Annotated in this window: 27 protein-coding genes and 1 other RNA gene; 15 read left to right on the forward strand and 13 right to left on the reverse strand. The window is 67.9% G+C overall.

Translation table 11 applies throughout. The annotated features are described in order from the left end of the window. Nucleotides 1–2 precede the first annotated feature (2 nt). Together hisN and KCI33_RS13925 are read right to left on the reverse strand one after the other, a co-directional pair. Complete coding sequence (hisN, locus tag KCI33_RS13920) at nt 3–803, reverse strand: histidinol-phosphatase (protein WP_212525407.1); 801 nt, start codon at nt 801–803, stop codon at nt 3–5. A gap of 80 nt (nt 804–883) precedes the next feature. Beyond that, the gene (locus tag KCI33_RS13925; RefSeq protein WP_212525408.1) at nt 884–1,255 is read right to left on the reverse strand and encodes a helix-turn-helix transcriptional regulator; all 372 of its coding nucleotides are present in this window, start codon (nt 1,253–1,255) and stop codon (nt 884–886) included. Nucleotides 1,256–1,573: 318 nt separating this feature from the next. Here KCI33_RS13925 and KCI33_RS13930 point away from each other — a divergent pair, with 318 nt between their 5' ends. Together KCI33_RS13930 and KCI33_RS13935 are read left to right on the forward strand one after the other, a co-directional pair. After that, entirely contained in the window at nt 1,574–2,536 is a 963-nt protein-coding gene (locus tag KCI33_RS13930; protein ID WP_212525409.1) for an NADPH:quinone oxidoreductase family protein, read from the forward strand. Nucleotides 2,537–2,726: 190 nt separating this feature from the next. Continuing rightward, on the forward strand, nt 2,727–3,467 hold the full coding sequence (locus tag KCI33_RS13935; RefSeq protein ID WP_212525410.1) for a Bax inhibitor-1/YccA family protein: 741 nt from the start codon (nt 2,727–2,729) through the stop codon (nt 3,465–3,467). 231 nt (nt 3,468–3,698) lie between these two features. On the opposite strand, the gene rpmG is transcribed toward KCI33_RS13935, so the two are convergent. The 7 genes from rpmG to KCI33_RS13970 all read right to left on the reverse strand — a co-directional run bounded on the left by rpmG (nt 3,699) and on the right by KCI33_RS13970 (nt 8,236). Further along, a complete protein-coding gene (gene rpmG / locus KCI33_RS13940; protein ID WP_022707377.1) occupies nt 3,699–3,866 on the reverse strand; it encodes a 50S ribosomal protein L33 in 168 nt (55 codons plus the stop codon). Nucleotides 3,867–3,960: 94 nt separating this feature from the next. After that, nucleotides 3,961–4,353, reverse strand: an RNA gene (gene rnpB / locus KCI33_RS13945) — RNase P RNA component class A. Between the two features lie 13 nt (nt 4,354–4,366). Then, nucleotides 4,367–4,996 carry an N-acetylmuramoyl-L-alanine amidase gene (locus tag KCI33_RS13950; protein ID WP_212525411.1) on the reverse strand — a complete coding sequence of 210 codons (630 nt, stop codon included), beginning with the start codon at nt 4,994–4,996 and terminating at the stop codon, nt 4,367–4,369. A gap of 69 nt (nt 4,997–5,065) precedes the next feature. Beyond that, nucleotides 5,066–5,734 carry a hypothetical protein gene (locus tag KCI33_RS13955; RefSeq protein ID WP_349252211.1) on the reverse strand — a complete coding sequence of 223 codons (669 nt, stop codon included), beginning with the start codon at nt 5,732–5,734 and terminating at the stop codon, nt 5,066–5,068. A 35-nt stretch (nt 5,735–5,769) separates the two neighbouring features. Continuing rightward, nucleotides 5,770–7,251, reverse strand: a complete 1,482-nt coding sequence (gene gatA, locus KCI33_RS13960; RefSeq protein ID WP_212525412.1) for an Asp-tRNA(Asn)/Glu-tRNA(Gln) amidotransferase subunit GatA — start codon at nt 7,249–7,251, stop codon at nt 5,770–5,772. Between the two features lie 3 nt (nt 7,252–7,254). Beyond that, the gene (gatC, locus tag KCI33_RS13965) at nt 7,255–7,542 is read right to left on the reverse strand and encodes an Asp-tRNA(Asn)/Glu-tRNA(Gln) amidotransferase subunit GatC (protein ID WP_212525413.1); all 288 of its coding nucleotides are present in this window, start codon (nt 7,540–7,542) and stop codon (nt 7,255–7,257) included. 31 nt (nt 7,543–7,573) lie between these two features. After that, nucleotides 7,574–8,236, reverse strand: a complete 663-nt coding sequence (locus KCI33_RS13970; protein ID WP_212525414.1) for a ceramidase domain-containing protein — start codon at nt 8,234–8,236, stop codon at nt 7,574–7,576. Nucleotides 8,237–8,291: 55 nt separating this feature from the next. Here KCI33_RS13970 and KCI33_RS13975 point away from each other — a divergent pair, with 55 nt between their 5' ends. Continuing rightward, nucleotides 8,292–8,984, forward strand: coding sequence for a metal-dependent hydrolase (locus KCI33_RS13975; protein ID WP_212525415.1), 693 nt, complete (start codon nt 8,292–8,294; stop codon nt 8,982–8,984). An 82-nt stretch (nt 8,985–9,066) separates the two neighbouring features. Here the strand turns inward: KCI33_RS13975 and KCI33_RS13980 are convergent, their stop codons facing one another. Both KCI33_RS13980 and KCI33_RS13985 read right to left on the reverse strand, forming a co-directional pair. Further along, the gene (locus tag KCI33_RS13980) at nt 9,067–9,519 is read right to left on the reverse strand and encodes a nucleoside deaminase (RefSeq protein WP_249139067.1); all 453 of its coding nucleotides are present in this window, start codon (nt 9,517–9,519) and stop codon (nt 9,067–9,069) included. A gap of 61 nt (nt 9,520–9,580) precedes the next feature. Further along, nucleotides 9,581–10,171 carry a hypothetical protein gene (locus KCI33_RS13985; protein WP_249139068.1) on the reverse strand — a complete coding sequence of 197 codons (591 nt, stop codon included), beginning with the start codon at nt 10,169–10,171 and terminating at the stop codon, nt 9,581–9,583. A 203-nt stretch (nt 10,172–10,374) separates the two neighbouring features. On the opposite strand from KCI33_RS13985, the gene KCI33_RS13990 reads away from it, so the two are divergent. The 5 genes from KCI33_RS13990 (at nt 10,375) to KCI33_RS14010 (ending at nt 15,286) form a co-directional block, all read left to right on the forward strand. Then, a complete protein-coding gene (locus KCI33_RS13990; RefSeq protein ID WP_212525416.1) occupies nt 10,375–11,178 on the forward strand; it encodes a pseudouridine synthase in 804 nt (267 codons plus the stop codon). Nucleotides 11,179–11,250: 72 nt separating this feature from the next. Beyond that, entirely contained in the window at nt 11,251–12,075 is an 825-nt protein-coding gene (locus tag KCI33_RS13995) for a tellurium resistance protein TerC (protein ID WP_212525417.1), read from the forward strand. A 153-nt stretch (nt 12,076–12,228) separates the two neighbouring features. Next, on the forward strand, nt 12,229–13,122 hold the full coding sequence (locus KCI33_RS14000; protein ID WP_212525418.1) for a 5-bromo-4-chloroindolyl phosphate hydrolysis family protein: 894 nt from the start codon (nt 12,229–12,231) through the stop codon (nt 13,120–13,122). A 14-nt stretch (nt 13,123–13,136) separates the two neighbouring features. Then, on the forward strand, nt 13,137–14,327 hold the full coding sequence (locus KCI33_RS14005; protein ID WP_212525419.1) for a toxic anion resistance protein: 1,191 nt from the start codon (nt 13,137–13,139) through the stop codon (nt 14,325–14,327). A gap of 26 nt (nt 14,328–14,353) precedes the next feature. Next, nucleotides 14,354–15,286: a DUF2927 domain-containing protein gene (locus tag KCI33_RS14010; RefSeq protein ID WP_212525420.1), complete on the forward strand. Its 933-nt coding sequence runs from the start codon at nt 14,354–14,356 to the stop codon at nt 15,284–15,286. Between the two features lie 42 nt (nt 15,287–15,328). Here the strand turns inward: KCI33_RS14010 and KCI33_RS14015 are convergent, their stop codons facing one another. Further along, a complete protein-coding gene (locus tag KCI33_RS14015; RefSeq protein WP_212525421.1) occupies nt 15,329–15,625 on the reverse strand; it encodes a hypothetical protein in 297 nt (98 codons plus the stop codon). 141 nt (nt 15,626–15,766) lie between these two features. On the opposite strand from KCI33_RS14015, the gene KCI33_RS14020 reads away from it, so the two are divergent. Beyond that, entirely contained in the window at nt 15,767–16,873 is a 1,107-nt protein-coding gene (locus KCI33_RS14020) for an SPFH domain-containing protein (protein ID WP_212525422.1), read from the forward strand. A 49-nt stretch (nt 16,874–16,922) separates the two neighbouring features. Then, entirely contained in the window at nt 16,923–18,032 is a 1,110-nt protein-coding gene (locus tag KCI33_RS14025) for a TFIIB-type zinc finger domain-containing protein (RefSeq protein WP_212525461.1), read from the forward strand. A 21-nt stretch (nt 18,033–18,053) separates the two neighbouring features. Here the strand turns inward: KCI33_RS14025 and KCI33_RS14030 are convergent, their stop codons facing one another. Continuing rightward, nucleotides 18,054–18,470, reverse strand: coding sequence for an Hsp20/alpha crystallin family protein (locus KCI33_RS14030; RefSeq protein WP_212525423.1), 417 nt, complete (start codon nt 18,468–18,470; stop codon nt 18,054–18,056). A gap of 135 nt (nt 18,471–18,605) precedes the next feature. Between KCI33_RS14030 and dtd the strand changes: the two genes are divergently transcribed. The 5 genes from dtd to lpdA all read left to right on the forward strand — a co-directional run bounded on the left by dtd (nt 18,606) and on the right by lpdA (nt 26,157). Continuing rightward, complete coding sequence (dtd, locus tag KCI33_RS14035) at nt 18,606–19,043, forward strand: D-aminoacyl-tRNA deacylase (protein ID WP_212525424.1); 438 nt, start codon at nt 18,606–18,608, stop codon at nt 19,041–19,043. Nucleotides 19,044–19,116: 73 nt separating this feature from the next. Further along, nucleotides 19,117–20,280, forward strand: coding sequence for a pyridoxal phosphate-dependent aminotransferase (locus KCI33_RS14040; protein WP_212525425.1), 1,164 nt, complete (start codon nt 19,117–19,119; stop codon nt 20,278–20,280). A gap of 200 nt (nt 20,281–20,480) precedes the next feature. Next, complete coding sequence (gene aceE / locus KCI33_RS14045; RefSeq protein WP_212525426.1) at nt 20,481–23,138, forward strand: pyruvate dehydrogenase (acetyl-transferring), homodimeric type; 2,658 nt, start codon at nt 20,481–20,483, stop codon at nt 23,136–23,138. Beyond that, complete coding sequence (gene aceF, locus KCI33_RS14050; protein ID WP_212525462.1) at nt 23,096–24,415, forward strand: dihydrolipoyllysine-residue acetyltransferase; 1,320 nt, start codon at nt 23,096–23,098, stop codon at nt 24,413–24,415. Before aceE ends, aceF begins: the two co-directional genes overlap by 43 nt. 11 nt (nt 24,416–24,426) lie before the next feature. Then, complete coding sequence (gene lpdA, locus KCI33_RS14055) at nt 24,427–26,157, forward strand: dihydrolipoyl dehydrogenase (protein ID WP_212525427.1); 1,731 nt, start codon at nt 24,427–24,429, stop codon at nt 26,155–26,157. Nucleotides 26,158–26,247 lie beyond the last annotated feature (90 nt).

Below are 26,247 nucleotides of genomic sequence, written 5' to 3' on the forward strand. Positions count from 1 at the left end.
GCCTAAGCCTCTGCGCGAGAAAGGATTTCCAGAGCGGCAGCGTGGATCTCGGCATTGGCCGCGGCCAGCACCCGGCCGCCATCCGCGGCCGAGCCGCCCTGCCAGTCGGTCACGATCCCGCCCGCGGCCTCGATCACCGCGATGGGGGCGTGGATGTCATAGGGGTTGAGCCCGGCCTCGACCACCAGCTCGATCTGGCCCAGCGCCAGCAGCGCATAGGCGTAGCAATCCATGCCGTAGCGGGTCAGTCGCACATGACCGGCCAGCTCGTGAAAGGCGCGGCCCTCTTCGGCCGTGCCGACCTCTGGGAAGGTGGTGAACAGCACCGCCTGATCCAGCGTCGCGGTGGTGCGGGTCTTCAGCGGGCGCGAACCATGCGGCCCGTCGAGCCGCGCCTCGCCGAGGCCCCCGATGAAGCGCTCGCCGATATAGGGCTGGTCGATGATGCCCAGGCGCGGACCGGTCGCGTCCGACAGGGCGATCAGCACCCCCCAGGTCGGCGCGCCCGACAGATAGGCGCGGGTTCCGTCGATCGGGTCGATCACCCAGGTCAGGCCGCTTGTCCCCGCGATTTGGCCCAGCTCCTCGCCATGGATTCCATCCTCGGGGCGGCGCTCGGCCAGGATGGCGCGCATCGCCTCTTCGGCGGCGTGGTCGGCCACGGTCACCGGGTCGAAACCCGCCTCGGCCTTGTTGGCGATCCCGAGATCGCCGTCGCGGAAATGGCGCAACGTCTCCACCCGGGCGGCATCGGCCAGGGCATGGGCGGTGGCGATCAACGCGTCGCGGTTCTGGTCAGGCATGTGCGGCTCCGGCTGCGGGGGCGTGAAAAGGCCCCCGCAGCGGCGGTAGAGCCTTGCCCGCCGCAGGTCAACCCGCGGGGTCAGCTCGCGTCGCTGAGCACGCGGGCCAGTTCGAACAGGCGGCGGCGCTGAGTTTCCGGGATCGAGTAATAGGAGCGGACCAACTCCAGCGCCTCCTTGTCCGACAGGATGTCGGCGGGAACGGCGCCCGCGACCTCGGGCTTCTGCCTTTTCTGGTCCAGCCCCTCGAAGAAGAAGCTCACCGGCACCTCCAGCGCGTCGGCGATGTCCCACAGGCGGGAGGCGCTGACGCGGTTCATGCCGGTCTCGTATTTCTGGATCTGCTGGAACTTGATGCCCACGCGCTCGGCAAGCTGCTGCTGGGTCATGCCCACCATCCAGCGACGGTGGCGGATGCGCTTGCCGACATGGACGTCAACGGGATGTTTCATAACTGCACTCCTGTTTTGCCCTTAATTAAGCAATTTCCGTGCCAAATACGTCATGACTTTTCGAAAAATGCTCCATTTCACACCAACCATTTGATATTTATGGATAGATTATCCATCGAGGGCGGAGATTGATCGCCCGCGCAACCAAACGACCCCGACGAAGGGCACGTCAGCGGGCCGCGGATTCTGTTTTTGCGTTTTGCGATGCAAAATGCAAAAGTCACTCGCCCTATGCTTGTGCGTTTTGCATCAGCTTCCTGTGGCCAACCCTCGGCCGACTGGGTAACCTCGCCCTGCCGGAACAGGTGGGAGGACCGGATGCGCGCGCTGAAAATCAAACACTACGGCGATCCGCCCGGCCTGGTCGAGTGCGACATTCCCGAACCCGCGCAAGGCGAGGTCCTGGTCCGCATCGCCGCCTGCGGCCTGAATTTCGCCGATCTCCTGATGATCGAGGGCCGCTACCAGGAGCGCCCGCCCTTGCCGGTGACCCTGGGCATGGAACTGGCCGGCACGGTCGAGGCCGCGGGCCCCGGCACCGACGCGGCGCTGGTGGGCCAGCGCGTCGCCGTCTTCGCCGGGTCCGGCGGGCTCGCCGAATACGGCTGTTTCCCAGCCGGGCGCTGCGTGCCCCTGCCCGATTCCATGAGCTTCGAGGATGCCGCCGCCTTCCAGGTCGCCTATGGCACCAGCCACGTCGCGCTGGAGCACAAGGCCCGGTTGCAGGCCGGCGAGACCCTGCTGGTCACCGGCGCGGCCGGCGGCGTCGGGATGACGGCGGTCGAGATCGGCAGGCTGATGGGCGCCCGCGTGATCGCCTGCGCCCGCGGCCCCGAAAAGCTCGCGGCGGCGCGGCAGGCCGGGGCCGACCACCTGATCGACAGCCAGACCCAGGACCTGCGCGAAGAGGTCAAGGCGCTGGGCGGCGCCGATGTCGTCTACGAAACCATCGGCGGCGAGACGTTCACCGCCGCCTTCCGCGCCTGCAACCCCGAGGCGCGCCTTCTGGTCATCGGCTTTGCCAGCGGCGACGTGCCCGAGATCCCGGCCAACCACCTGCTGGTCAAGAATCTGTCCGTCCTGGGCCTCTACTGGGGCGGCTACCTGGAATTCCGCGCCGAGGTTCTGACCAGATCCATGGCGCGGCTGTTCAGCTGGTATGCGGAGGGTAAGCTGCACCCCCATGTCAGCCACAGCCTGCCGCTGGACCGCGCGGCCGAGGCGCTGGAACTGCTGCGCAACCGCAAATCCACCGGCAAGGTCGTGGTGACAATGCCCTGAAACGCCCGGACCGCCCGCCGACCCGCGTCAAGCCCCGCCGCCGGCCGCGGAAACCGCCGCATAGCCGCGCCGCAATCGCTGGAAATCGAACGCGGAAACCTTGAAAACGCGCCACCCCTTGCCGATATTCAGCGGCAAGTGCGGCGTGTTCCAACGCGACCGCGCCACAGGTTTCAACTCGGAGGCTTCAATGGCTGACTACAACACGATCCGCGCGACCCAGGCCGGCGTGCAGACCGCGCAGATTGACGAGGGGCTCCGCGCCCACATGAACAAGGTCTACGGCACCATGTCGGTGGGCCTGCTGGTGACCGCCGGCGTGGCCTGGGCGATCGGCTCCAGCGACGCGCTGCTCGGCATCTTCCGCGACCCGGTGACGCTGTCGCCGAACATCCTCGGCTGGATCGCGATGTTCCTGCCGCTGATCATGGTCTTCGGCTTCGGCGCCGCGATCAACCGGCTGTCGGCCGCCGGCGCACAGCTGTTCTTCTACGCCTTCGCCGCGGCCATGGGTCTGTCCATGGCGTGGATCTTCAAGGCCTTCACCGATCTGTCGATCGCGCAAACCTTCCTGGTCACCTCGATCTCCTTTGCCGGGCTGTCGCTCTGGGGTTACACGACCAAGAAGGACATCTCGGGCTGGGGCTCGTTCCTGATCATGGGCGTGATCGGCCTCGTCGTCGCCTCGATCGTGAACATCTTCCTCGGCTCCCCCGCGATCATGTTCGCGATCTCGGTGCTGGGCGTCCTGATCTTCGCCGCGCTCACCGCCTATGACACCCAGCGCATCAAGACCGACTACCTCCAGCACGCCCAGGCGATGGACAGCGAATGGCTGGGCAAGTCGGCGATCATGGGGGCGCTCAACCTCTATCTCGACTTCATCAACCTGTTCATGTTCCTGCTGAACTTCCTCGGCAATCGCGAGTGACGCGCGGAACATCCCGAACCGAGAGGGCCGGCCCAGCGCCGGCCCTTTTCTTTTTGAGTATTTGAACCAAGAAGAAGGGTCGGGGCTTCTTCTTGGTTCAAATACTCGCACCGCGGCGCGCCGAAGGCGCGGCGCAAAAAAAGAAGTGGCGCCGAAGGCGCCGCAATCCGACAAACGAAAAAGGCCGCGCTCTCGGCGCGGCCCTTGTCACGGGATCAGCAAGCGCGTGGCTTACTTGATCTTGCCTTCCTTGTACTCGACATGCTGGCGCACGACGGGGTCGTATTTGCGCACGGTCATCTTCTCGGTCATGGTGCGGGCGTTTTTCTTGGTCACATAGAAATGCCCGGTGCCCGCGGTCGAGTTCAGGCGGATCTTGATGGTGGTCGGCTTCGCCATGGTTCTTCTCCGTCGCGCGGGCCGCACATGCCGCCCGTGAAAATCCTTGAAGCCCGCCTTTTAATGGTCCCGGGCCCCGAGTCAACAGCAATTCGCGCGCGGATGGCCTGTAAGCCGGATTCTGTCCAGGAGGTTGCCCTCCCTGGATGACCATTCCTCTGCGCCCGCCATTGCTGACGGGCTCCAGCTGCCTACCCGAACCTCTGGGCCGAAGCCGCCCTGGGGTCTGCGCCCCGCGAGGTCCCTATTCGGCATTGCTCCCGGTGGGGCTTGCCGTGCCACGGCTGTTGCCAGCCATGCGGTGGGCTCTTACCCCACCGTTTCACCTTGACCACCGACGGTATCGGACGAGCCGACCTGTGCGGTGGCAGTCTGTTCTCTGTGGCGCTTTCCCTCGGGTTTCCCCGGCCGGGCGTTACCCGGCACCGTTGCTTCGTGGAGTCCGGACTTTCCTCGAGGTCGCCCCCGCGGTCACCCGGCCATCCGCACGCGCTGTGTATCTAGGGACTGGCGCCGCCCCGGTCAACGGGGAAGCGCCGCGCGAGGTCCAGCGCCACGGCCATGTCCGCGGGCGCCAGCGGCCCGGCCGCCCAGGGGCGGAAGCGCTGGCGCAGCGCATCGAGCAGCAGATCGGTCGGATGCGTCCCGCCATAGCCGAAGGCCCGCAGCGCGGCGCGGAAGGCCGCCTCGTCGGGCGCGGGGGCCGCGACGGCCGCGGCGGGCCAGATCGACAGCCCCGCCCGCGCCAGCCGGCGCCAGTCGAAGCGGCGGCCAGGATCGGACTTTCGCGCCGGCGCCATGTCGGAATGGCCGATCACCCGCTCGGGCGGGATCGACCAGCGCGCCAGGATCTCCCGCAACAGCCGCTCCAGCGTGGCCATCTGCGGTTCGGGAAAGGGCGCGGCGCCGCTGTTGGCAAGCTCGATCCCGATGGAGCGGGAATTGACATCGGTCACATCGCCCCAGCATCCCGCGCCCGCGTGCCAGGCGCGCAGGCGTTCATCGACCATGCGGAACAGCCGCCCGTCCTCGGCGATCAGGTAATGCGCCGAGACCTCGGCCGCGGCATCGCAGAGCCGCTCAAGCGCGGCCTCGGCGCTGGACATGGCGGTGTAGTGCACAACGACCATGTCCGGCCGCGCCCCGCCGCGGCGGGGGCCGCAATTGGGCGAGGGACAGATCTGCGCGGTCACGCGGCCTCAGTGCCGGGCCAGGCGGAACGGCGCGGGATCCCAGGCGCAGGCAAAGCCGTCGCCATCGGGATCGAGGTTCTTGCGGTCGCGTTGCGGGCCGCCGGCCTCCAGAAACGCCAACTGCGCCAGATCGGGCGAGGCGTATCGGGCGCAGGCGCGCTGGCTGGAAATCATTTTCAACCCCGAGCGGCGGTACAACGGCTCCCCCACCCGGTTGCTGGTGTTCAGCGCGAATTCCACGATGTTCGGCCCGGTGGAGGGGGCGCGTTCGGGCAGCTCCGTGGGCGCGATGAATTCGTATTGCTGGCGCAGCGCTGCGAGACGCTCGCGGTCGCTTTCGATGGTCTCGCGCGCGGCGACGGCCTTGAAGTCCTGCTCGTCGGAGAGACCGGGATTGTCGGGAATCACCTCTGGCGCCGCCGCATCCTCGGTGCCGGCGATCCCGGCTTGCGCCTCGGCCGCGGGCAGGTCGGGCAGGTCCGAGGCCACGGTGGCCATCGGCGCGCCCGCGCCCAGCGGCTGCACGCTGACCGGCGCGCCCTGCAACTGCTGCTCGCGCGCGCTCTGATAGGTGGCGTAATCGCCAAACCCCACCCCCGCCGCCGAATCCGGCACCTCGGGGGAACACGCCGCGAGAGACGCCAGAACCAGCGCCGAAAACCCATACCGCATCATGATGAACCCTGCTCTTCGCTCTTCGGCGAAAGACGTTACCACCATTTCTCCGGCTTGGAAACAAAGCCCGCCGCCTGCTCCAGCGCATAGGCGGAGTTCAGCAGATCGCCCTCTTCCCAGGGACGGCCAATCAGCTGCAGACCCAGCGGCAGGCCCTCGGCGCTCAACCCCGCGGGGACCGAGATGCCCGGAAGGCCGGCGAGGTTCACCGTGACGGTAAAGACGTCGTTGAGATACATCTGCACCGGATCGGCCTCGGCCATCTCGCCCAGGCCGAAGGCGGCCGAGGGGGTGGCGGGGGTCAGGATCGCGTCGATGCCTTTCGCGAAGACCTCGTCGAAGTCGCGCTTGATCAGGGCCCGCACCTTGCGGGCGCGGTTGTAATAGGCGTCGTAGAAGCCCGCCGACAGCACATAGGTCCCGATCATCACCCGGCGCTGCACCTCGTGGCCGAAGCCCTCGGCGCGGGTTTTCTCGTACATCTCGGTGATGCCGTCGCCCTGCGCCAGCTTGGCGCGGTGGCCGTAGCGAACCCCGTCATAGCGGGCGAGGTTCGAGGATGCCTCGGCCGGGGCGATCACATAATAGGCCGGCAGCGCGTATTTGGTGTGGGGCAGCGAGATGTCCACGATCTCGGCGCCCGCGGCGCGCAGCATCTCGGCGCCGTCGTGCCAGAGCTTCTCGATCTCCGCGGGCATGCCCTCCATGCGGTATTCCGCGGGGATGCCGATCTTCTTGCCCTTGATGTCGCCGGTCAGCAGCGCCTCGAAATCCGGCACGGCCAGGTCGGCCGAGGTCGAATCCTTGGGGTCGTGCCCGGCCATCGCGCCCAGCATGATCGCGGCGTCACGCACGCTCTTGGTCATCGGGCCGGCCTGGTCGAGCGAGCTGGCGAAGGCCACCACGCCCCAGCGCGAGCAGCGCCCGTAGGTGGGCTTCAATCCCACGATGCCGGTGAAGGCCGCGGGCTGGCGGATCGAGCCGCCGGTGTCGGTGCCGGTCGCGGCAAGGCACAGGTCGGCGGCCACCGCCGCGGCCGAGCCGCCCGAGCTGCCGCCCGGGGTGAGCTGGCGGTCGTCCACCTTCCACGGGTTCACGGCATTGCCGTAGACCGAGGTCTCGTTGGACGAGCCCATGGCGAATTCGTCCATGTTCAGCTTGCCCAGCATCACCGAGCCCGCGTCGAACAGGTTCTGGGTGACGGTCGATTCGTATTCCGGCTTGAATCCCTCGAGGATGCCGGAGGCCGCCTGGCTGGGCACGCCCTTGGTGCAGAACAGGTCCTTGATGCCCAGCGGGATGCCGCACATGGCGGGGGCGTCGCCCGATTTGATGCGCGCGTCGGCGGCACGCGCCTGCTCCAGCGCGATCTCGGGGGTCTTGTGCACGAAGGCGCCCAGCGCGCCCGCGCCTTCGATCTGCGTGAGGCAGGCCTCGGTCAGTTCGACCGACGTGGTGTCGCCCTTGCGCAGCGCGTCGCGGGCCTCGGCGATAGTGAGTTTGTTAAGATCGCTCATGGCTTACTCCACCACTTTCGGCACGGCGAAGAAGCCCTCGCGCGCGTCGGGGGCATTGGACAGGATCTTTTCGGGATAGCCGCCATCGGTGACCACGTCCTCGCGCCGCTTCAGCCGCATCGGCGTGACCGAGGTCATGGGCTCCACGCCTTCCACATCCACCTCGTTGAGCTGCTCCATGAAGGTCAGGATGTTCGAAAGCTCTCCGGCCAGGGCCGGCAGGTCGTCTTCTTTCACGGCGATGCGCGCCAGATGCGCCACGCGCCGCGCGGTATCGATGTCAATGGACATGTCCGTCTCCGTCTGGATGTCGGGACCGGGTTTAGCCCTGCGCGCGCGGCGCTGCAAGCATGTGGCGGCGATAGGTCTCGATCATCCAGCCCAGCATCAGCGCATTCAGGACGTGCCACAGGAAATGCGTGCCCGGCGGCCAGAGAGCGCAGAGCGGCCCGTCCAGCGTGCGGAAGGCAAGCGAGACGATCAGGATGCCCGCCCCCGCGGCCAGCCCGCGTGCCGTGGCGGGCGCCCGGCGGCGCAGCAGCGCGGCGTAGATCAGGATCAGCAGCGGCACCGGCGCATAGCCCGCCGAGGAGCCCAGCCCCGGGACCCGGGAAAAGAGCGGCACCGCGGCCGCCGCATAGGGTAAGAACAGCGCCGTCAGCGCCAGCGCGGGCCAGAGCCGCAAGCCCCAGAAAAGCCGGTTGGCAGCATAGAGATAGAGCAGGATGAAACCGGCGATCGGCAGCACGTCGGCCAGCCCCGCCCAGGCCGTGGCATGGGTGTGGAACAGCCAGGACCCGACCCCGATCGCGGCCAGAACCGCCACCATCGCCCTTCCCAGCGGCAGGCGTTGGCCGCGCAGCCGACGCCACAGCACGAAGGCCGCCAGCAGGAAGGCGAGATTGGTCAACGCGTTCACCGGCTCGGCCCAGTAGCCGGGCCCGAGGCGCTCGCAATAAGTGTCAACCGGGCGTGTCCAATCCATAGGCGGCGGCCTTTCGCTTTGCTAAGGTTGCCGCAACACAAGATAGGAGATCGAGATGAAAATCACATGGCTGGGCCACTCCGGCTTTCGCATCGAAATCGCCGACCAGATCCTGCTGGTCGACCCGTGGATGAGCGGCAACCCGATGTTCCCCGATTCCCGCCGCGACGAGGCGATCGAGGGCGCCACCCATATCCTGGTTTCCCACGGCCACAGCGACCATTCCGGCGACGCCGTGGGCCTCGCGCATGAGCTGGGCGTGCCGGTGGTGGGCATCTACGACCTGATGAGCTGGTGGGCCGAGCGTGAGGGGATCAAGACCATCGGCTTCAACAAGGGCGGCACGATCGCGCTGGGCGAGGTGCGGGTGACGCTGGTGAACGCGCTGCATTCCTCGTCGGTCAACGGCGCGCATGAGCCGATCTATACCGGCGGCGAGGCCGGGTTCATCATCGCGGGCGAAGGCCACACGATCTATTTCTCGGGCGACACCGACGTGATGTCGGACATGAAGATCTTCAACGACCTGCACGCGCCCGATATCGGCATCCTCTGCGCCGGCGGCCATTTCACCATGGACATGAAGCGCGCGGCCTACGCGGCCAGGACCTTCTTCGATTTCAAGACCATCATCCCCTGCCACTACCGAACCTTCCCGCTGCTCGAACAATCGGCGGCGGTGCTGAAGGACAGCCTGCCCGGCGTCGACGTGATCGAGCCCGAGGTGCTGGAGCCGATCCGGCTGTGACGCCGCCCGCGCCCTGCCCGGCGGCGGGGCGCAACATCCCGCGCAAGGATTTCGCCGGGAACTCTCGGGAAACCACTGGCGTCTAGCGTCGGTCGGCGAAGAACATCTTCAGCAGCCGCTCGGCCTCGGCGGCGGCGATCCCGTCATAGACCTCGGGCACATGATGGCTCTGCGGGTGCTCGAACACCCTCGGGCCATGCGCCACGCCGCCGGATTTCGGGTCTGCCGCGCCGTAATAGAGCCGCGCGATCCGCGCCTGGCTGATCGCGGAGGCGCACATCGGGCAGGGCTCCAGCGTGACATAGAGGTCATGGCCGGGCAGCCGCTCGCTGCCCGCCGCGGCACAGGCCGCGCGCAGCGCCAGGATCTCGGCATGGGCGGTCGGGTCGCTCAATTCGCGCGTGCGGTTGCCCGCGCGGGCCACGATCCGGCCGGAGGGCGCGACGACCACCGCGCCCACCGGCACCTCGCCGCGTTCGGCGGCGGCGCGGGCCTCGTCGAGGGCGGCGTCCATGTAGCTGGTGAAGGGGCTCATGCCCCTTCAATGCCGCGTGCCCCTGCCCCGCGCAAGCCGCTTTCGCGCAGGTCCCGGCCGCTTAACCGCGGTGGTGTTCGCAGGTGACGTTCGGGTTGAACGGCTCCAGCGGCCCGGCGGGGTTGTCGCGGTAGAGCCAGACATGCTGGTCGTAATGCGGCATGAAGCCATGCGCCTCGTCGCCCGGCGTGTCGTGCATGTCCGCCATATGGTCCCAGGACCGCCCGTTCAGCATCGGCGGCCCGTCATGGCCCATCCCGCGCCATGCCGCTTCGAAGACCAGGTTCTCGATTCCCACCAGCACCAGCGACCCGTCGGCCTGCGGCTCGTAGAGCAGGATCGCGGGCTTCATGAAATCGGTGTGGGTGCTCATGCCGTCGACGCGCGGCTCGCCGGCCGTGATCTGCAGCATCGCGGGGTGGATATAGTGGATCCCCATCCCGCCCCATTCGGGCGGCAGCCCCTCGGCGGCGGCCGACACGCAGGCCCCCGAGGGGTCGGGGATATAGCCCTCGGCCAGGGCCACGTTCACGTCCTGGTATTTATCGGCGGCCGCGCGCAGCGCCTCGAGGTCGTAATCCTCGGCACGGGCGGCGCCGGAAAAGGCCACCGCGGCGGCCAGCGCAATCGAAGAGATAAATGCAGGTTTCATGGAAATTCTCCCTGTGGATTTCCCGCCGGTCTCTGCCGGTGGAAAAGCGCATGATACCACGAGTCGCGCGCCGAGCCGGCATCCTGCTTTGCCTTGGCGCGCAAAGGGTTGCCCCGCCACGGGTCGCGGCCGGCGCCGCGCGGATGACAGGGCGGCCACGAGACCGTCTTCCGCTCCGCCCCGCAAAGGCGTAGAGAGGGCGCATGAGCACTGATACCCCCAAAGGCGACCGCATCGCCAAGGTCCTGGCCCGCGCCGGCGTCGCCTCGCGCCGCGAGGCCGAACGCATGATCGAGGCCGGCCGCGTCAGCGTGAACGGCAAGAAGATCACCAGCCCCGCGCTGAACGTGACCGAGTCCGACAAGATCAGCGTCGACGGCCAGCCGCTGGCCGAGGCCGAGCCGCCACGGCTGTGGCTCTATCACAAGCCCGCCGGGCTGGTGACCACGGCGCGCGACGAGAAGGGCCGCCCGACGGTGTTCGACAATCTGCCCGAGGGCATGCCGCGGGTGATGTCGGTGGGCCGGCTCGACCTCAATTCCGAGGGGCTCCTGCTGCTGACCAATGACGGCGAGATCAAGCGCCGGCTGGAGCTGCCCACCACCGGCTGGCTGCGCAAATACCGCGTGCGCGTGAAGGGCGCCCCCACCGACGAGATGCTGGAGCCGCTGCGCAAGGGCCTCACCGTCGATGGCGAGAGGTTCCAGCCGATGGAGGTCACGCTCGACCGCCAGCAGGGCGCGAACGCCTGGCTGACCATCGGCCTGCGCGAGGGCCGCAACCGCGAGATCCGCCGCGCCGCCGAGGCGGTGGGGCTGACCGTGAACCGGTTGATCCGGGTCAGCTACGGCCCGTTCCGGCTGGGCGATCTGAAGGAAGGCGAGGTCGAGGAGATCAAGGGCCGCGTGCTGCGCGACCAGCTTGGCCTCGACAAGGAGTTCAAGCCGACGGCCAAGCCGCACCCCAAGCGCCGCCGCCCGGCCGGCCCGCCGCGGCGCAGGAGCTAGGCGCGGAAACCTTGCCCCGCGCCGCCGTCTGTGCGTTCCTTCCACCAAGGCTTTTTTCAGGGAGTGCACAGGATGGCGGATCTTTTCACGATCGAGAATCTCGGCAACCTGCTGATGCTGTGCTTCCTGCAGGCGGTGCTGGGCTTCGACAACCTGCTCTACATCAGCATCGAAAGCCAGCGCGCGCCGGTCGCCCAGCAGCGCGCGGTGCGCTTCTGGGGCATCATCATCGCGGTGGCGCTGCGGATCGTGCTGCTTTTCGTGATGATCCGCCTGCTGGAGGGGCTGTCGGAGCCCTTCTTCGTGATGGGCTGGACCGGGGTGCTGGAGGGCGCGGTGAATTTCGCCACGCTGGTGTTCATCCTCGGCGGCGTGTTCATCATCTACACCGCGGTCAAGGAGATCAGCCACATGCTGTCCGTCGATCACCTCGGGCACGATGTCGAGGGCAAGGCCGGCAGGTCCGGGCTGCGGGTGATCGGGCTGATCGTGACCATGAACCTGGTGTTCAGCTTCGATTCGATCCTCTCGGCGCTGGCGATCACCGATGTCTTTCCGGTGCTGGCCGCCGCGATCCTGATCTCGGGCGCGGCGATGCTGCTGATGGCCGACGGGGTGACGGCGTTTCTGGAAAAGAACCGCATGTACGAGGTGCTGGGCCTGTTCATCCTGCTGATCGTGGGCGTGGTGCTGCTGGGCGAGGCCGGCGTGGCCGCCGCCCATGCCATGCATGACGAGACGCTGGGGCTGAAATTCTTCGGCCACGCGGTGGTGCCGATGTCCAAGACCACCTTCTATTTCGCGGTGGTGGTGCTGTTCGCGGTGGAGTTCCTGCAATCGGGCTACAAGCGCAAGCTGGAGGCCGAGCGCCACGCCGAACAGAGCCGCCGCGCCTGACGCCGCGTTCTTTCCCGCGACCGCCCGATCGCGTATATAACGGGGGCGGCAAACCGAAAGGCGGCAAATGTCAGAGACCGGGTTGCAGAAACTGGCCTTCTTCCTGCTGGTGGCGCTGATGCTCTATGTCTCCCTCACCGGCGGGGGCGCGTGATGGCGCAGCGCTACGGCGGCAAATACAGCCCCGAGGGCGGCCCGGCGGGCGCGCCCGAGCCGCGCAACCCGTTCCGTGGCCGCCGGCGCACCCGCGCGGGCGGGCGGGTAAACCTGCTGTTCATCGCCCCCTTCCCGCTGGTCTGGCGCGCCTTTGCCTCTGATCCGGTCGGCATGGCCACCTATCTCGGCGGCTTCGGCGCGCTGATCCTCGCCGCGTGGCTGACGCGAGAGGGAATCCTTGCGCAGGAAGCCTACGAGGCGCGCAAGGTCGCGCGCCGCCCGGCCATTCCGCGCAAGATCTTTGCGTCCGCGCTGACCGGCGCGGGGCTGGCGCTGGCCGGCATCGCCGGGCACGGCCCGGTGGCGGCCGCGGTCTTCGCCGTGCTGGGCGCGGTCCTCCACAGCTTCGCCTTCGGGCTCGACCCGCTGAAGGACAAGGGGATGGCGGGGATCGACAGCTTCCAGCAGGACCGCGTGGCACGCGCCGTGGACGAGGCCGAGAAGCATCTCAAGGCCATGACCGACGCCATCCGCCGCGCCGAGGACCGCAAGCTGGAGGCCCGCGTCGAACGCTTCCAGTCCACCGCGCGCGAGATGTTCCGCACCGTCGAGGAAGACCCGCGCGACCTGACCGCGGCGCGGAAATACCTGGGCGTCTACCTGCTGGGCGCGCGCGACGCGACGATCAAGTTCGCCGATCTCTACAGCCGGACCCGCGACGCCAGGGCGCGCGCGGATTACGAGGCCCTGCTGACCGATCTGGAACAGAATTTCACCGCCAGGACCGAGACATTGCTGCTCGACGACCGCTCGGCCCTGGATGTCGAGATTGAAGTGCTGCGCGAAAGACTGCAGCGTGAAGGCGTGCGCCCCAACGGGGGGCAGGCGTAATTGGAGATGAAGTCATGTCAGAGACCGTTCGTCAGAAAGCCGCCCAAGACCTTGCCGAGGTCGAAGAGGTGACCGCCGCGATCCTGCCCGAACCGGTGGGAGAGATCGTGCCGCTGGAGGCCGCCGAGGCCCCGGTGGCCGAGGGCATCCGCAGGCGGATGGACGAGATCGACATCGGCAACACGCAGTCGATCATCTCTTTCGGCTCCTCCGCGCAGGGAGAGTTGCAGCAGATCAGCCAGGCCATGCTGACCGACGTGCGCAACAAGGACGTGGGCCCGGCCGGCGACAGCCTGCAGAACATCGTGACCACGATCCGCGGCTTCTCGGTGTCCGAGCTCGACGTGCGGCGCAGGCTGAGCTGGTGGGAAAAGCTGCTGGGCCGCACCGCGCCCTTCGCCCGGTTCCTCGCCCGCTACGAGGATGTGCAGCTCCAGATCGACAAGATCACCGACGACCTGCTGGGCCATGAGCACAAGCTGCTCAAGGACATCCGCTCGCTGGACAAGCTCTACGGCAAGACGCTGGATTTCTACGACGAGCTGGCGCTCTACATCGTCGCAGGCGAGGAGAAGCTGAAAGAGCTGGACGCGCAGACCATCCCCGCCAAGGCGGCCGAGGCGGAGGCCGCGGACGAGGCGCACAAGGTGCTCAAGGCGCAGGAACTGCGCGACCTGCGCGCCGCCCGCGACGACCTGGAGCGCCGGGTGCACGACCTCAAGCTCACCCGCCAGGTCACCATGCAGTCGCTGCCCTCGATCCGGCTGGTGCAGGAGAACGACAAGTCGCTGGTCACCAAGATCAACTCGACCCTCGTCAACACCGTGCCGCTGTGGGAGACCCAGCTCGCCCAGGCCGTGACCATCCAACGCTCCCGCGAGGCGGCGGCGGCGGTGCGCGGCGCGGCGGACCTGACCAACGAGCTGCTGACGGCGAATGCCGAGAACCTGCAGCAGGCCAACCGCGCCGTGCGCGAGGAGATGGAGCGTGGCGTCTTCGACATCGAGGCGGTGAAATCGGCCAACGCCACGCTGATCGCCACCATCGAGGAAAGCCTCAAGATCGCCGACGAGGGCAAGGCCAAACGTGCCGCCGCCGAGGAGGAGCTGAAGAAGATGGAGGCCGAGCTGCGCGACGCCCTTGCCGCGGCCAGGGCGCGGGGCGATAAAACCGGGGACATGGCCGGCACCGCCGTGCCGTCCTGACCCTGAGCCCGGAGGCCGCCATCCGCATGCGCGCATCCCCTATCGCGGCCCTTGCCCTGCTCGGGCTGGCCTCCTGCGGCCTGCTCGCGCCGGTCGAGCCGGTCCCGATCCCGCCCGCGCGCCCCGCCGCGCTGGGCCCGGCCGAGCAGTCGGAGGAAAGCAAGGCCATCGCCCGCCATTTCGCCCGGGTGCAGGCCGACCTCGTGTCGCGCGGGCTGATGCGGCGCGACGGCGGCGGGCCGGACGTGCCCTTCTCGACGCGCAACCTGGCCGAAAATTTCGTGCAGATCGCGCTCTACGACGAATATGTCAGCCAGGGCGGCATGCTGATCGCGCGCTCCACCCCCAGCCGGCTGCGGCGCTGGGAACAGCCTATCCGCATGAGCCTGATCTTCGGCGACAGCATCCCGCAGGCCCAGCGCCGCAAGGATGCCGCCAGCATCGCCGCCTACGCGCGGCGCCTGTCGCGTCTGACCGGGCTGCCCATCACCATGAGCCGCCCCGAGGAGGCCAATTTCCACGTCCTGATGCTGCACGAGGACGAGCGCCGCGCCTTCGGCCCGCGGCTGCGCCAGCTCGAACCGGGAATCGACGCCACCGCGCTCAACGCCATCGTGAACATGCCGCGCTCGACCTTCTGCCTGGTCTTCGCCTTTTCGCGCGGCGCCTCCTCCAGCTATTCACGCGCGGTTGCGGTGATCCGCGGCGAACACCCCGACCTGATGCGCCAGTCCTGCATCCATGAGGAGCTGGCCCAGGGTATGGGGCTGGCCAATGACAGCCCCGCCGCGCGCCCCTCGGTGTTCAACGACGACGAGGAATTCGCGCTGCTGACCAGCCACGACGAGTTGCTTCTGGAAATTCTCTACGATCCGCGCCTGAGGCCGGGCATGACCCCCGGCGAGGCCCGACCGATCGTGCAGACCATCGCCGCCGAACTGACCGGCGGCGCCGGCTAACCCCCGGGCGCCCAGGATCGGGCGGTCCGAGCCCGTCGGATGCTAGTTCGCCTCCTCGCCCTGCTCCGCGCCGTCCTCCGCCTCGCGGGCGGCGCGGATGTGCAGATCGAACATCAGGCTCCGGGCGCGCGCCCGGGTGATGCCGAGATCGCCCATCAGATGTTCGAGCGACGCCGGGCTTTCCAGAACGCCCGCCTCGCGCATGGTCTCAAGCAGAAAGAGATTCAGCTCGCGTTGGGGCAGCGCGCAAAAGGCCGGCTCCATCACCTTGCTGAAGATCGATTTAAGAATAGTCCGCACCTGTCCCTCGGACAGCCCGTCAACGGCATCCAGATTCATGTGATTCCCCACAGTCCGTCATCCCCAATGCCGGAAAACTTACACGCAACGCGCGAGCATGCAAAATGCTTGTCTGCGGCGTGGCGTCGCGAGGCTCGAACGGATATATTCGCCACAGGTTGACAGATTTGGGGGCTCCCGATGGGCATTTTCGATTTCCTCTCAGGCGAATTCATCGATGTCATCCACTGGGTGGACGACACCCGCGACACCATGGTCTGGCGGTTCGAGCGCGAGGGCCACGAGATCAAATACGGCGCCAAGCTGACGGTTCGCGAGGGCCAGGCGGCGATCTTCGTCCACGAGGGCCAGCTCGCCGATGTCTTCACCCCGGGCCTCTACATGCTCGAGACCAACAACATGCCGGTGATGACGACGCTGCAGCACTGGCATCACGGCTTTAAATCGCCCTTCAAGTCCGAGATCTATTTCGTCAACACCACGCGCTTCAACGACCTGAAATGGGGCACCAAGAACCCCATCATGCTGCGCGACCCCGAATTCGGCCCTACCCGCATCCGCGCCTTCGGCACCTACAGCGTGCGGGTGACCGACCCGGCCCGCTTCCTGACCGAGATCGTGGGCACCGACGGCGAATTCACGATGGACGAGATCAGCTTCCAGATCCGCAACATCATCGTGCAGGAATTCTCCCGCGTGATCGCCGGCGCGGGCATCCCGGTGCTGGACATGGCCGCCAATACCGACGACCTGGGCAAGCTGGTCGCGACCGAGGTGTCCAAGACGCTGCAGAATTACGGGCTGACCATGCCCGAATTCTACATCGAGAACATCTCGCTGCCGCCCGCGGTCGAGGCGGCGCTGGACAAGCGCACCTCGATGGGGCTGGCGGGCGACCTGGGCAAGTTCACCCAGTATTCGGCGGCCGAGGCGATGACCGCGGCCGCCCAGAACCCCGCCGGCGGCGGCATGGCCGCGGGCCTGGGTGCCGGGATGGGCATGGCCATGGCCGGCCAGATGACGCAGCAGGGCCCCTGGGGGCCCGCGCCCGCCGCACCCGCCGCGCCGCCGCCCCCGCCGGTCGAACATGTCTGGCACATCGCCGAAAAAGGCGCGACGAAGGGTCCCTTCTCCAAGGCCGACATGGGCCGCATGGCCGGCGCGGGCGAGCTGACCCGCGAGACCTATGTCTGGACGCCTGGCCAGGACGGCTGGATGCGCGCCGAGGACGTGGCCGAGCTCGCCCAGCTCTTCACGATCCTGCCGCCGCCCCCGCCCGGGGCCTGACCGCCCCCTTCTTCTTGGTCCAAATACTCCCGCCGGAGGCATGAAACTCATGGCCGAGACCCAGCCGCCCGCACCGACTGCCGAGCACCGTTTCCCCTGCGCGCAATGCGGCGCCGACCTGCGGTTCGAGCCCGCCGCCGGGCAGCTCGTCTGCGACCATTGCGGCCACAAGGAGCCGGTCGAGACCGCCCGCGCGCCCGGCGCCATCCGCGAGCTCGATTTCCGCGCCGCGCTGATGGCCCAGCTCCCCGAGGCGGAGATCGAGGAGACCCGGGTGCTGAAATGCCCCAATTGCGGAGCGCAGGTCGAGATCGACACCGACACCCACGCCACCGAATGCCCGTTCTGCGCCACGCCGGTGGTCACCGACACCGGCACGCACCGCCATATCAAGCCCAAGGGCCTGCTGCCCTTCGCGCTGGACGAACGCGCCGCGCGCGCGGCGATGACGCAATGGCTGGGCCGGCTGTGGTTCGCGCCCAACGGGTTGCAGGACTACGCCCGCAAGGGCCGCCGGATGCAGGGCATCTACGTCCCCTACTGGACCTTCGACGCCGATACCGAGACCGACTACCGCGGCGAGCGCGGCACCGTCTATTACGTCACCCGCACCGTCACCCGCAACGGCAAGACCCAGACCGTCCAGGAACCCCGCATCCGCTGGCGCCCGGCCTCGGGCCATGTGGCGCGGTTCTTCGACGACGTGCTGGTGCTGGCCTCGCGCGCGCTGCCCAAGCGCTACACCGACGCGCTGGAGCCCTGGGACCTCGCCGCGCTGGAACCCTACCGCCCCGAATTCCTCGCCGGGTTCCGCGCCGAGGGCTACATGGTGGAGTTGGAGGAGGGCTATACCCAGGCGCGCGCGCACATGGACCGGGTGATCGAACGCGACGTGAAATTCGACATCGGTGGCGACCGCCAGCGCATCCATCACCTCGACACGCGGATCTCGGACGTGACCTTCAAGCATATCCTGCTGCCGGTGTGGCTGGCCGCCTACAAATACCGCGGCAAGACCTACCGTTTCGTGGTCAACGGCCGCACCGGGCGGGTGCAGGGCGAACGGCCCTGGTCGGCCTGGAAGATCGCGCTCGCGGTGGTCCTGGGCGCCATCGTGGCGGCGGGCGTCGGCTATCTGGTCGCGCAGAACCAGCAGTGACGCCGCGCCGCGCGGGGCGCCTCAGCCCCTTCCCACGGGGATGCGCGCGCCGCCCGCTGTCGCGGGGCCCCGCTTGCCGACCGTGATCACCAGCACGCCGTCCCGCAGATCGGCCCGGATGGCCTCCGGATCGGCCTCCGGCGGCAGCCGGAAACTGCGCGCGAAGGCGCCGTATTGCAGCTCGCTGAAATACCAGCTGTCGCCCTCCTCCTCGCGTTCGACGCGCTTCTCGCCCTTCACGGTGACCACCCCGTCATGGAGCGAGACCTCGATATCGTCCTCGGCCACGCCCGGCAGCTCGATCCGGATCACATAGCCCGCCTCGTTCACCTTCGCCTCCGAGGGCGGGGCGAAGAAATCGGCCAGCCGCCCGGCGGCACTGCGCAGCGGTTCGTAGAAGGACGGCCAGAAGCCGCCGGTGTGGGATTTCTCGACCATGTCAGACCTCCTGTTGCCTTCGCGGGCAGCCTGAGGTGCGGGCCGGCGCCCGTCCTTGACGCAGGTCAAGGCGCCGATTGCCCCGCCGCCGCGCGGGCGCTAGGACTTGGCCGGGCCACGAGGAAAGGATCGGGGATGAGAGCAGTGCTGCAACGGGTGAGCGAGGCCGCCGTGCGGGTGGAGGGCGAGGTGATCGGCCAGACTGGCCCGGGCCTGCTGATCCTCGTCTGCGCCATGCAGGACGACACCGAGGCCGAGGCCGACCAGCTGGCCGCCAAGATCGCCAAGCTGCGGATCTTTCCCGACGCGGCGGGCAAGATGAACCTCTCGATCCGAGATATCGGCGGCGCGGCGCTGGTGGTCAGCCAGTTCACGCTGGCCGCCGACACCTCGCGCGGCAACCGGCCCGGTTTTTCCACCGCCGCGCCCCCGGCCGAGGGCGAGCGGCTGTATGACTGTTTCGCCGAGAGGATGCGCGCTCAGGGGATCGCGACCGAGACCGGCCGATTCGGCGCCGACATGAAGGTCTCGCTGGTCAATGACGGGCCGGTGACGATCTGGATGGAGGTCTGAGAGCCGCCCCTCGGGCCCAGTTCCCAGCGCTGCGCGTTTCTGTTACGCGGGGGCAAGATTCAGGGAGGTCCACATGCTGAAATTCGCCCCATCCATCCACCGGCTCGGTACCGAATCCGCCTTCGAGGTTCTGGCCCGCGCCAACAAGCTGTCCGCCCAGGGCCGCGACATCATCAATCTCGGCATCGGCCAGCCCGATTTCCGCACGCCCGAGCACATCGTCGAGGCCGGCATCCAGGCGCTGCGCGACGGCGCGCATGGCTACACGCCCGCCAACGGCCTGCCCGCGCTGCGCGAGGCGGTGGCCGCCGACCTGGAGGCCCGGCACGGCGCGCCGGTCAACCCCGACAACGTGGTGGTGGTGCCCGGCGGCAAGCCCACGATGTTCTTTGCCGTGCTGATGTTCGGCGAGCCCGGCGCCGAGATCATGTATCCCAACCCCGGCTTCCCGATCTACGAATCGGTGATCCGCTATTCCGGCGCGACGCCGGTGCCGATCGCCCTGTCCGAGGAAAGCGGCTTCGCCTTCGACGCCGAGGCGGTGCTGGCGCAGATCACCCCAAATACCCGGCTGATCATCCTCAACAGCCCCGCCAACCCCACCGGCGGCGTGACGCCCAAGGCGGAGATCGACAAGCTGGTGAAGGGGCTTGAGGCACACCCGGACGTGGCGATCCTGTCCGACGAGATCTATTCGCGGATGCTCTACGGCGGGCGCAGCCATGTCAGCCTGCTGCAATATCCCGAGATCCGCGACCGGCTGATCGTGCTCGACGGCTGGTCCAAGACCTATGCCATGACCGGCTGGCGGCTGGGCTACGCGGTCTGGCCCGACGCGATGGTCGATCACGCCATCCGGCTGTGCATCAACGACCATTCCTGCGTCAACGCCGCCACCCAATATGCAGGCATCGCCGCGCTGACCGGGCCGCAGGACGCGGTGGAGGCGATGGTGGCCGAGTTCGACCAGCGCCGCGCCTTTATCGTTCAGGCATTGAACGACCTGCCCGGCGTGCGCTGCGCCGATCCGGCCGGCGCCTTCTACGCCTTTCCCAACATCTCGGAAACCGGGCTGGGCGCGCGCGAGGCGCAGGACCGTTTCCTGAACGAGGCGGGCGTGGCGACCATCGCCGGCACCTCCTTCGGCGCCTGGGGCGAGGGGTATCTGCGGTTTTCCTATGCCAACAGCCTGGAAAACATCGAAAAGGCGATCGAGCGCATCCGCGCCTGCCTGTAACACCCAGGCGCCAACAATAGTTTAACGGAAAGCATTTCGGCACCTCCCGCGGGATCGTCCCGTGGGAGGTGCTGCATTTCGCGACCCCGCCGGCAGGTATTTCCCACCGATCATGGCAGCCATGTCATTTGCGCCCTAGCATTATAGTTCAGCATTAAACTATAAGCCCGGCAACCGATGCACCCGAGGAGGAGGTGAGGATGCCGGAATTGCCGGAAGATATCGACCCGATCGAATCCCAGGAATGGCAGGATGCCATCGCCGATGTGATCGAACGCGACGGCCCCAACCGCGCGCATTTCCTGCTCGACAAGGCCGTGCAGCAGGCCCGCGCCGCCGGCGCCACCCTGCCCTTCTCGGCGACCACGCCCTACCAGAACACCATCCCCGTCGACGACCAGCTCGACATGCCCGGCGACATGGAGATGGAATGGCGCATCCGCACCATCAACCGCTGGAACGCCATGGCGACCGTGGTGCGGCGCAACAAGGAAAGCAGCGAATACGGCGGGCATATCGCCTCCTTCGCCTCATCGGCCTGCATGTATGACGTCGGGCTCAACCATTTCTGGCGCGCCAAATCGGCGATCCACGGCGGCGACCTGGTGTTCTTCCAGGGCCATGTGGTGCCCGGCATCTACGCCCGCAGCTTCATGGAGGGCCGGATCAGCGAGGCGCAGCTGGAAAACTTCCGCTCCGAGGTGGCGGGCGACGGCCTGTCCTCGTATCCGCACCCCTGGCTGATGCCCGATTACTGGCAGTTTCCGACCGTCTCCATGGGCCTCGGTCCGCTGATGGCGATCTACCAGGCGCGGTTCATGAAATACATGCACAACCGCGGCCATATCGACATGGCCGACCGCAAGGTCTGGTGCTTCCTCGGCGACGGCGAGATGGACGAGCCGGAATCGCTCGGCGCCATCGGCCTGGCGGCGCGCGAGGGGCTCGACAACCTGATCTTCGTCATCAACTGCAACCTTCAGCGCCTCGACGGGCCGGTGCGCGGCAACGGCAAGATCGTGCAGGAGCTGGAGGGCACCTTCCGCGGCTCGGGCTGGAACGTGATCAAGCTGCTGTGGGGCAAGGGCTGGGACGAACTGCTGGAAAAAGACAGCAGCGGCCGGCTGCGCCAACTGATGGACGAGACGGTGGACGGCGACTACCAGACCTTCAAGTCGAAGGACGGCGCCTATATCCGCAAGCATTTCTTCGGAAAATACCCCGAAACCGCCGCACTGGTCGAGGACTGGAGCGATGAGCAGATCTGGGCCCTGCGGCGCGGCGGGCACGACCCGCAGAAGGTCTACACCGCCTTCAAGCGCGCCACCGAGACCGAAGGCCAGCCCACCTGCATCCTGGTGAAAACCGTCAAGGGCTACGGCATGGGCACCGCCGGCGAGGGCCAGAACACCACCCACCAGCAGAAGAAGATGGCCGAGGACCAGCTGCGCGCCTTCCGCGACCGCTTCCAGATCCCCGTGTCGGACGAGGACCTGCCCAAGGCCCCCTTCGTGGCGCTGAACAACGCGCAGAAATCCTACCTGCTGGAGCGCCGCAAGGAGCTGGGCGGCGAGTTCCCCAAGCGCCACTGGCGCGATGCGCCGAAGCTGGAAATCCCGCCGCTGGAGCGGTTCGAGGCGCAGCTCAAGGGCACGGGGGAGCGTGAGATCTCAACCACCATGGCCTTCGTCCGCATCCTGACCACGCTGTTGCGCGACAAGCAGATCGGCAAGCAGGTGGTCCCGATCGTGCCGGACGAAAGCCGCACCTTCGGCATGGAGGGGCTGTTCCGCTCGGTCGGGATCTACAACCCGCTGGGGCAGAACTACACCCCGGAGGATGCCGACCAGATGATGTATTACAGGGAGGCCAAATCCGGCCAGGTCCTTCAGGAAGGCATCAACGAGGCCGGCGCCATGGCCGACTGGATCGCCGCCGCCACGTCCTATTCGACCCACGGCGTGCCGATGATCCCCTTCTTCATCTACTACTCGATGTTCGGCTTCCAGCGGATCGGCGATCTGGCCTGGGCCGCCGGCGACAGCCGCGCGCGCGGCTTCATGCTGGGCGGCACCGCCGGGCGCACCACGCTGAACGGCGAGGGGCTGCAGCACGAGGACGGGCACAGCCATATCCTGGCCGGCACCATCCCGAACTGCATCAGCTACGACCCGACTTTCAGCTACGAGGTGGCGGTGATCGTGCATCACGGGCTGCAGCGGATGTATGTCGATCAGGAGGACGTGTTCTTCTACCTCACCCTGATGAACGAGAACTACGCTCACCCCGACATGCCCATGGGCGCCGAGGAGGGCATCATCCGCGGCATGTACCGGCTGCAAAAGACGGCGCGGCCGGGCAAGAAGCACGTCAACCTGATCGGCTCGGGCACCATCCTGGTGCAGGCGATCAAGGCCGCCGAGATGCTGAAGGCCGATTTCGGCGTGACCGCGGACATCTGGTCGGCGACCTCGTTCAACGAACTGGCCCGCGACTGCCAGGACGCGCAGCGCTGGAACCGGCTGAACCCGCTGGCCGAGCAGCGCACGCCGTATGTGGCCGCGCTGCTGGAGGGCGCCAAGGGGCCGTTCATCGCCGCCACCGACTACATGAAGAACTACGCCGAGCAGATCCGCCCCTGCGTGCCGGGCCGCTACACGGTGCTGGGCACCGACGGGTTCGGGCGCTCGGACAGCCGGGTGAACCTGCGCCGCTTCTTCGAGGTGGACGCGAACCACATCGCGGCGGCCGCGATGGTCGATCTCCACCGCGAGGGGGTGATCGACGAGGCCACGCTGAAGCAGGCGCTCGGAAAATACGAAATCGACGGCGGCAAGCCGAACCCGCGGCTGGTCTAAGCGGCGCAGGAGAGGAGACAGTTTCCATGAGCATTGAAGTCAAGGTTCCCGACATCGGCGATTTCTCGGACGTCCCCGTCGTCAGCATCCTGGTCTCGGTCGGCGACGTGATCGCCGAGGAAGACCCGGTGGTCGAGCTGGAAAGCGACAAGGCCACGCTGGAGGTGCCCAGCCCCGTGGCCGGCAAGGTGGCCGAGATCCGGGTCGCGGCGGGCGACAAGGTGTCCGAAGGATCGCTGCTGCTGATCCTCGAGGGCGAGGGGGGGGCGGAGGTGCCGGCCGTCGAGGCCGCCGCGCCCGCGGCCGCCCCGGCGGCCCCCGCCCCTGCCCCGGCGGCCGCGCCCGCCCCGGTGACCGACGCGGGGTTCGGCAAGGCCCATGCCTCGCCCTCCGTGCGCGCCTTTGCCCGCAGCCTGGGGGTCGACCTGGCGCAGGTGAACGGCAGCGGCCGCAAGGGCCGCATCCTGCGCGAGGACGTGACCGCCCATTTCAAGGCGGCGAGCGCGCCTGCCGCCGCGGCCGGATCGGCGCAGGGCGGCATGGGCATCCCGCCCATCCCCGCCGTCGATTTCTCGAAATTCGGCCCCGTGGAAGAGGTCGAGATGCCCCGGATCAAGAAGATCTCGGGCCCCGCGCTGCACCGTTCCTGGCTGAACATCCCGCATGTCACCCATAACGAGGAGGCCGATATCACCGATCTCGACGCCTACCGCCGCGAGCTCGATGCGGAGGCCAAGCAGCAGGGCTACCGCGTCACGCTGCTGAGCTTCGTGACCAAGGCCAGCGTCAGCGCGCTGAAGGCGCATTGGGAGGTGAACAGTTCGCTCCATCCCGACGGCGACAGGCTGATCCGCAAGGCGTTCTACAACATCGGCTTCGCCGCCGACACGCCGAACGGGCTGGTGGTGCCGGTGATCCGCGACGCCGACCGCAAGGGCATCGTCGAGATCAGCAGGGAGCTGGGCGAGCTGTCGGCCAAGGCCCGCGAGGGCAAGCTGAAGGGCGAGGAGATGCAGGGGGCGACATTCACCATCTCCAGCCTCGGCGGCATCGGCGGCACCTCCTTCACCCCGATCGTGAACGCGCCGGAGGTGGCGATCCTGGGCCTGACGCGGGCCAAGATGGCGCCGGTCTGGGACGGCGAGCAGTTCGTGCCGCGGCTGATGCAGCCGCTGAGCCTCAGCTATGACCACCGCGCCATCGACGGGGCGCTGGCGGCCCGCTTCTGCGCGACGCTGAAATACCTGCTCGGCGACGTGCGCCGGCTGATGCTGTGAAGGGGGCGGTGATGGAGGTCAGAGTTCCCGATATCGGCGATTTCGCGGATGTTCCGGTGATCGGCATCCTGGTTTCGGTGGGCGACACCGTGGCCGCCGAGGATCCGCTGATCGAGCTGGAAAGCGACAAGGCGACGATGGAGGTCCCCTCCCCCGCCGCGGGTGTGATCCGGGAGATCCGGGTCGCCGAGGGCGACAGGGTCTCCGCAGGCGCGGTGATCGTGGTGCTTGAGGGGGCGGCGTCCGCGCCGGCCGTCGAGGCCGCCCCGGCCGCAGGCGCGCCCGCAGCCCCCGCGGCCGCCGCCGGCGCCGCGACCGGAAAGGGCGACATCCACGGCGAGGTGGTGGTGCTGGGCTCCGGCCCGGGCGGCTACACAGCCGCCTTCCGCGCCGCAGACCTGGGCAAGCGGGTCGTGCTGATCGAGAAGGACGCCACGCTCGGCGGGGTCTGCCTGAACGTGGGCTGCATCCCGTCGAAGGCGCTGCTGCACGCCGCCAAGGTGATCACCGAGGCCGAGGAGATCGGCGCGCACGGCGTCGCCTTCGCCAGACCGGAGGTCGATCTCGACAAGCTGCGCGGCTGGAAGGACAGCGTGGTGCGGCAGCTGACCGGGGGCCTTTCCGGCCTTGCCAAGGGCCGCAAGGTACAGGTGGTCAAGGGTTACGGCACCTTCGTCGGGCCGAGCATGATCGAGGTGAGGGGCGACGAGGGCGTGACCACGGTCAGCTTCGAGCAATGCATCATCGCCGCCGGGTCCGAGCCCGTCACCCTGCCCTTCATCCCGCATGACGACCCGCGGGTGATCGATTCCACCGGCGCGCTGGCGCTCGAGGACGTGCCGGGCCGCCTGCTGGTGCTGGGCGGCGGCATCATCGGGCTGGAGATGGCCACGGTCTACGACGCGCTCGGCGCGCAGGTGACCATCGTCGAGCTGATGGACCAGATCATCCCCGGCGCCGACAAGGACATCGTCAAGCCGCTGCACAAGCGGATCGAGGCGCGCTACGAGAAGATCCTGCTCAAGACCAAGGTCACCGCGATCGAGGCGCTGGACGAGGGATTGAAAGTCACGTTCGAGGATGCCGCGGGCGCGCGCAGCACCGATGTCTACGACAAGGTGCTGGTCGCGGTCGGCCGCCGGCCCAACGGCAGGCTGATCGGCGCCGAGAAGGCCGGCGTCGCGGTGGACGAGCGCGGCTTCATCCCCGTCGACGGCCAGCAACGCACCGGGGTGCCGCATATCTTCGCCATCGGCGACGTGGTGGGCCAGCCGATGCTCGCGCACAAGGCGGTGCACGAGGGCAAGGTCGCGGCAGAGGTGGCCTGCGGGCAGAACCGCCATTTCGACGCGCGGGTGATCCCCTCGGTCGCCTATACCGACCCCGAGGTCGCCTGGGTCGGCATGACCGAGGCGCAGGCCAAGGCCGAAGGCATCAAGATCGGCAAGGGGGTGTTCCCCTGGGCCGCCTCGGGCCGGTCGCTGAGCCTCGGCCGGTCGGAGGGGCTGACCAAGCTGATCTTCGACGAAAGCGACGACCGGGTGATCGGCGCGGGGATCGTCGGCCCCAACGCGGGCGACCTGATCGCCGAGGTGGCGCTGGCGATCGAGATGGGCGCCGACGCGGTGGACCTGGGCCACACCATCCACCCGCACCCGACGCTGAGCGAGACGGTGAACTTCGCCGCCGAGATGTTCGAGGGCACGATCACCGACCTGATGCCGCCGAAAAAGCGGAGGTGATCCTCGGGAAGGACTTGCAGACGCCCCGCCTCCGCGCGGGGCGTTTCGCGTTTTGGCAGAGGGCAGCAGCCATTCGCCCCGGCATGCCCT

It is taken from the genome of Actibacterium sp. MT2.3-13A (assembly GCF_018139985.1).
In the GTDB taxonomy this organism is placed as follows: Bacteria; Pseudomonadota; Alphaproteobacteria; order Rhodobacterales; family Rhodobacteraceae; genus JAGSOU01.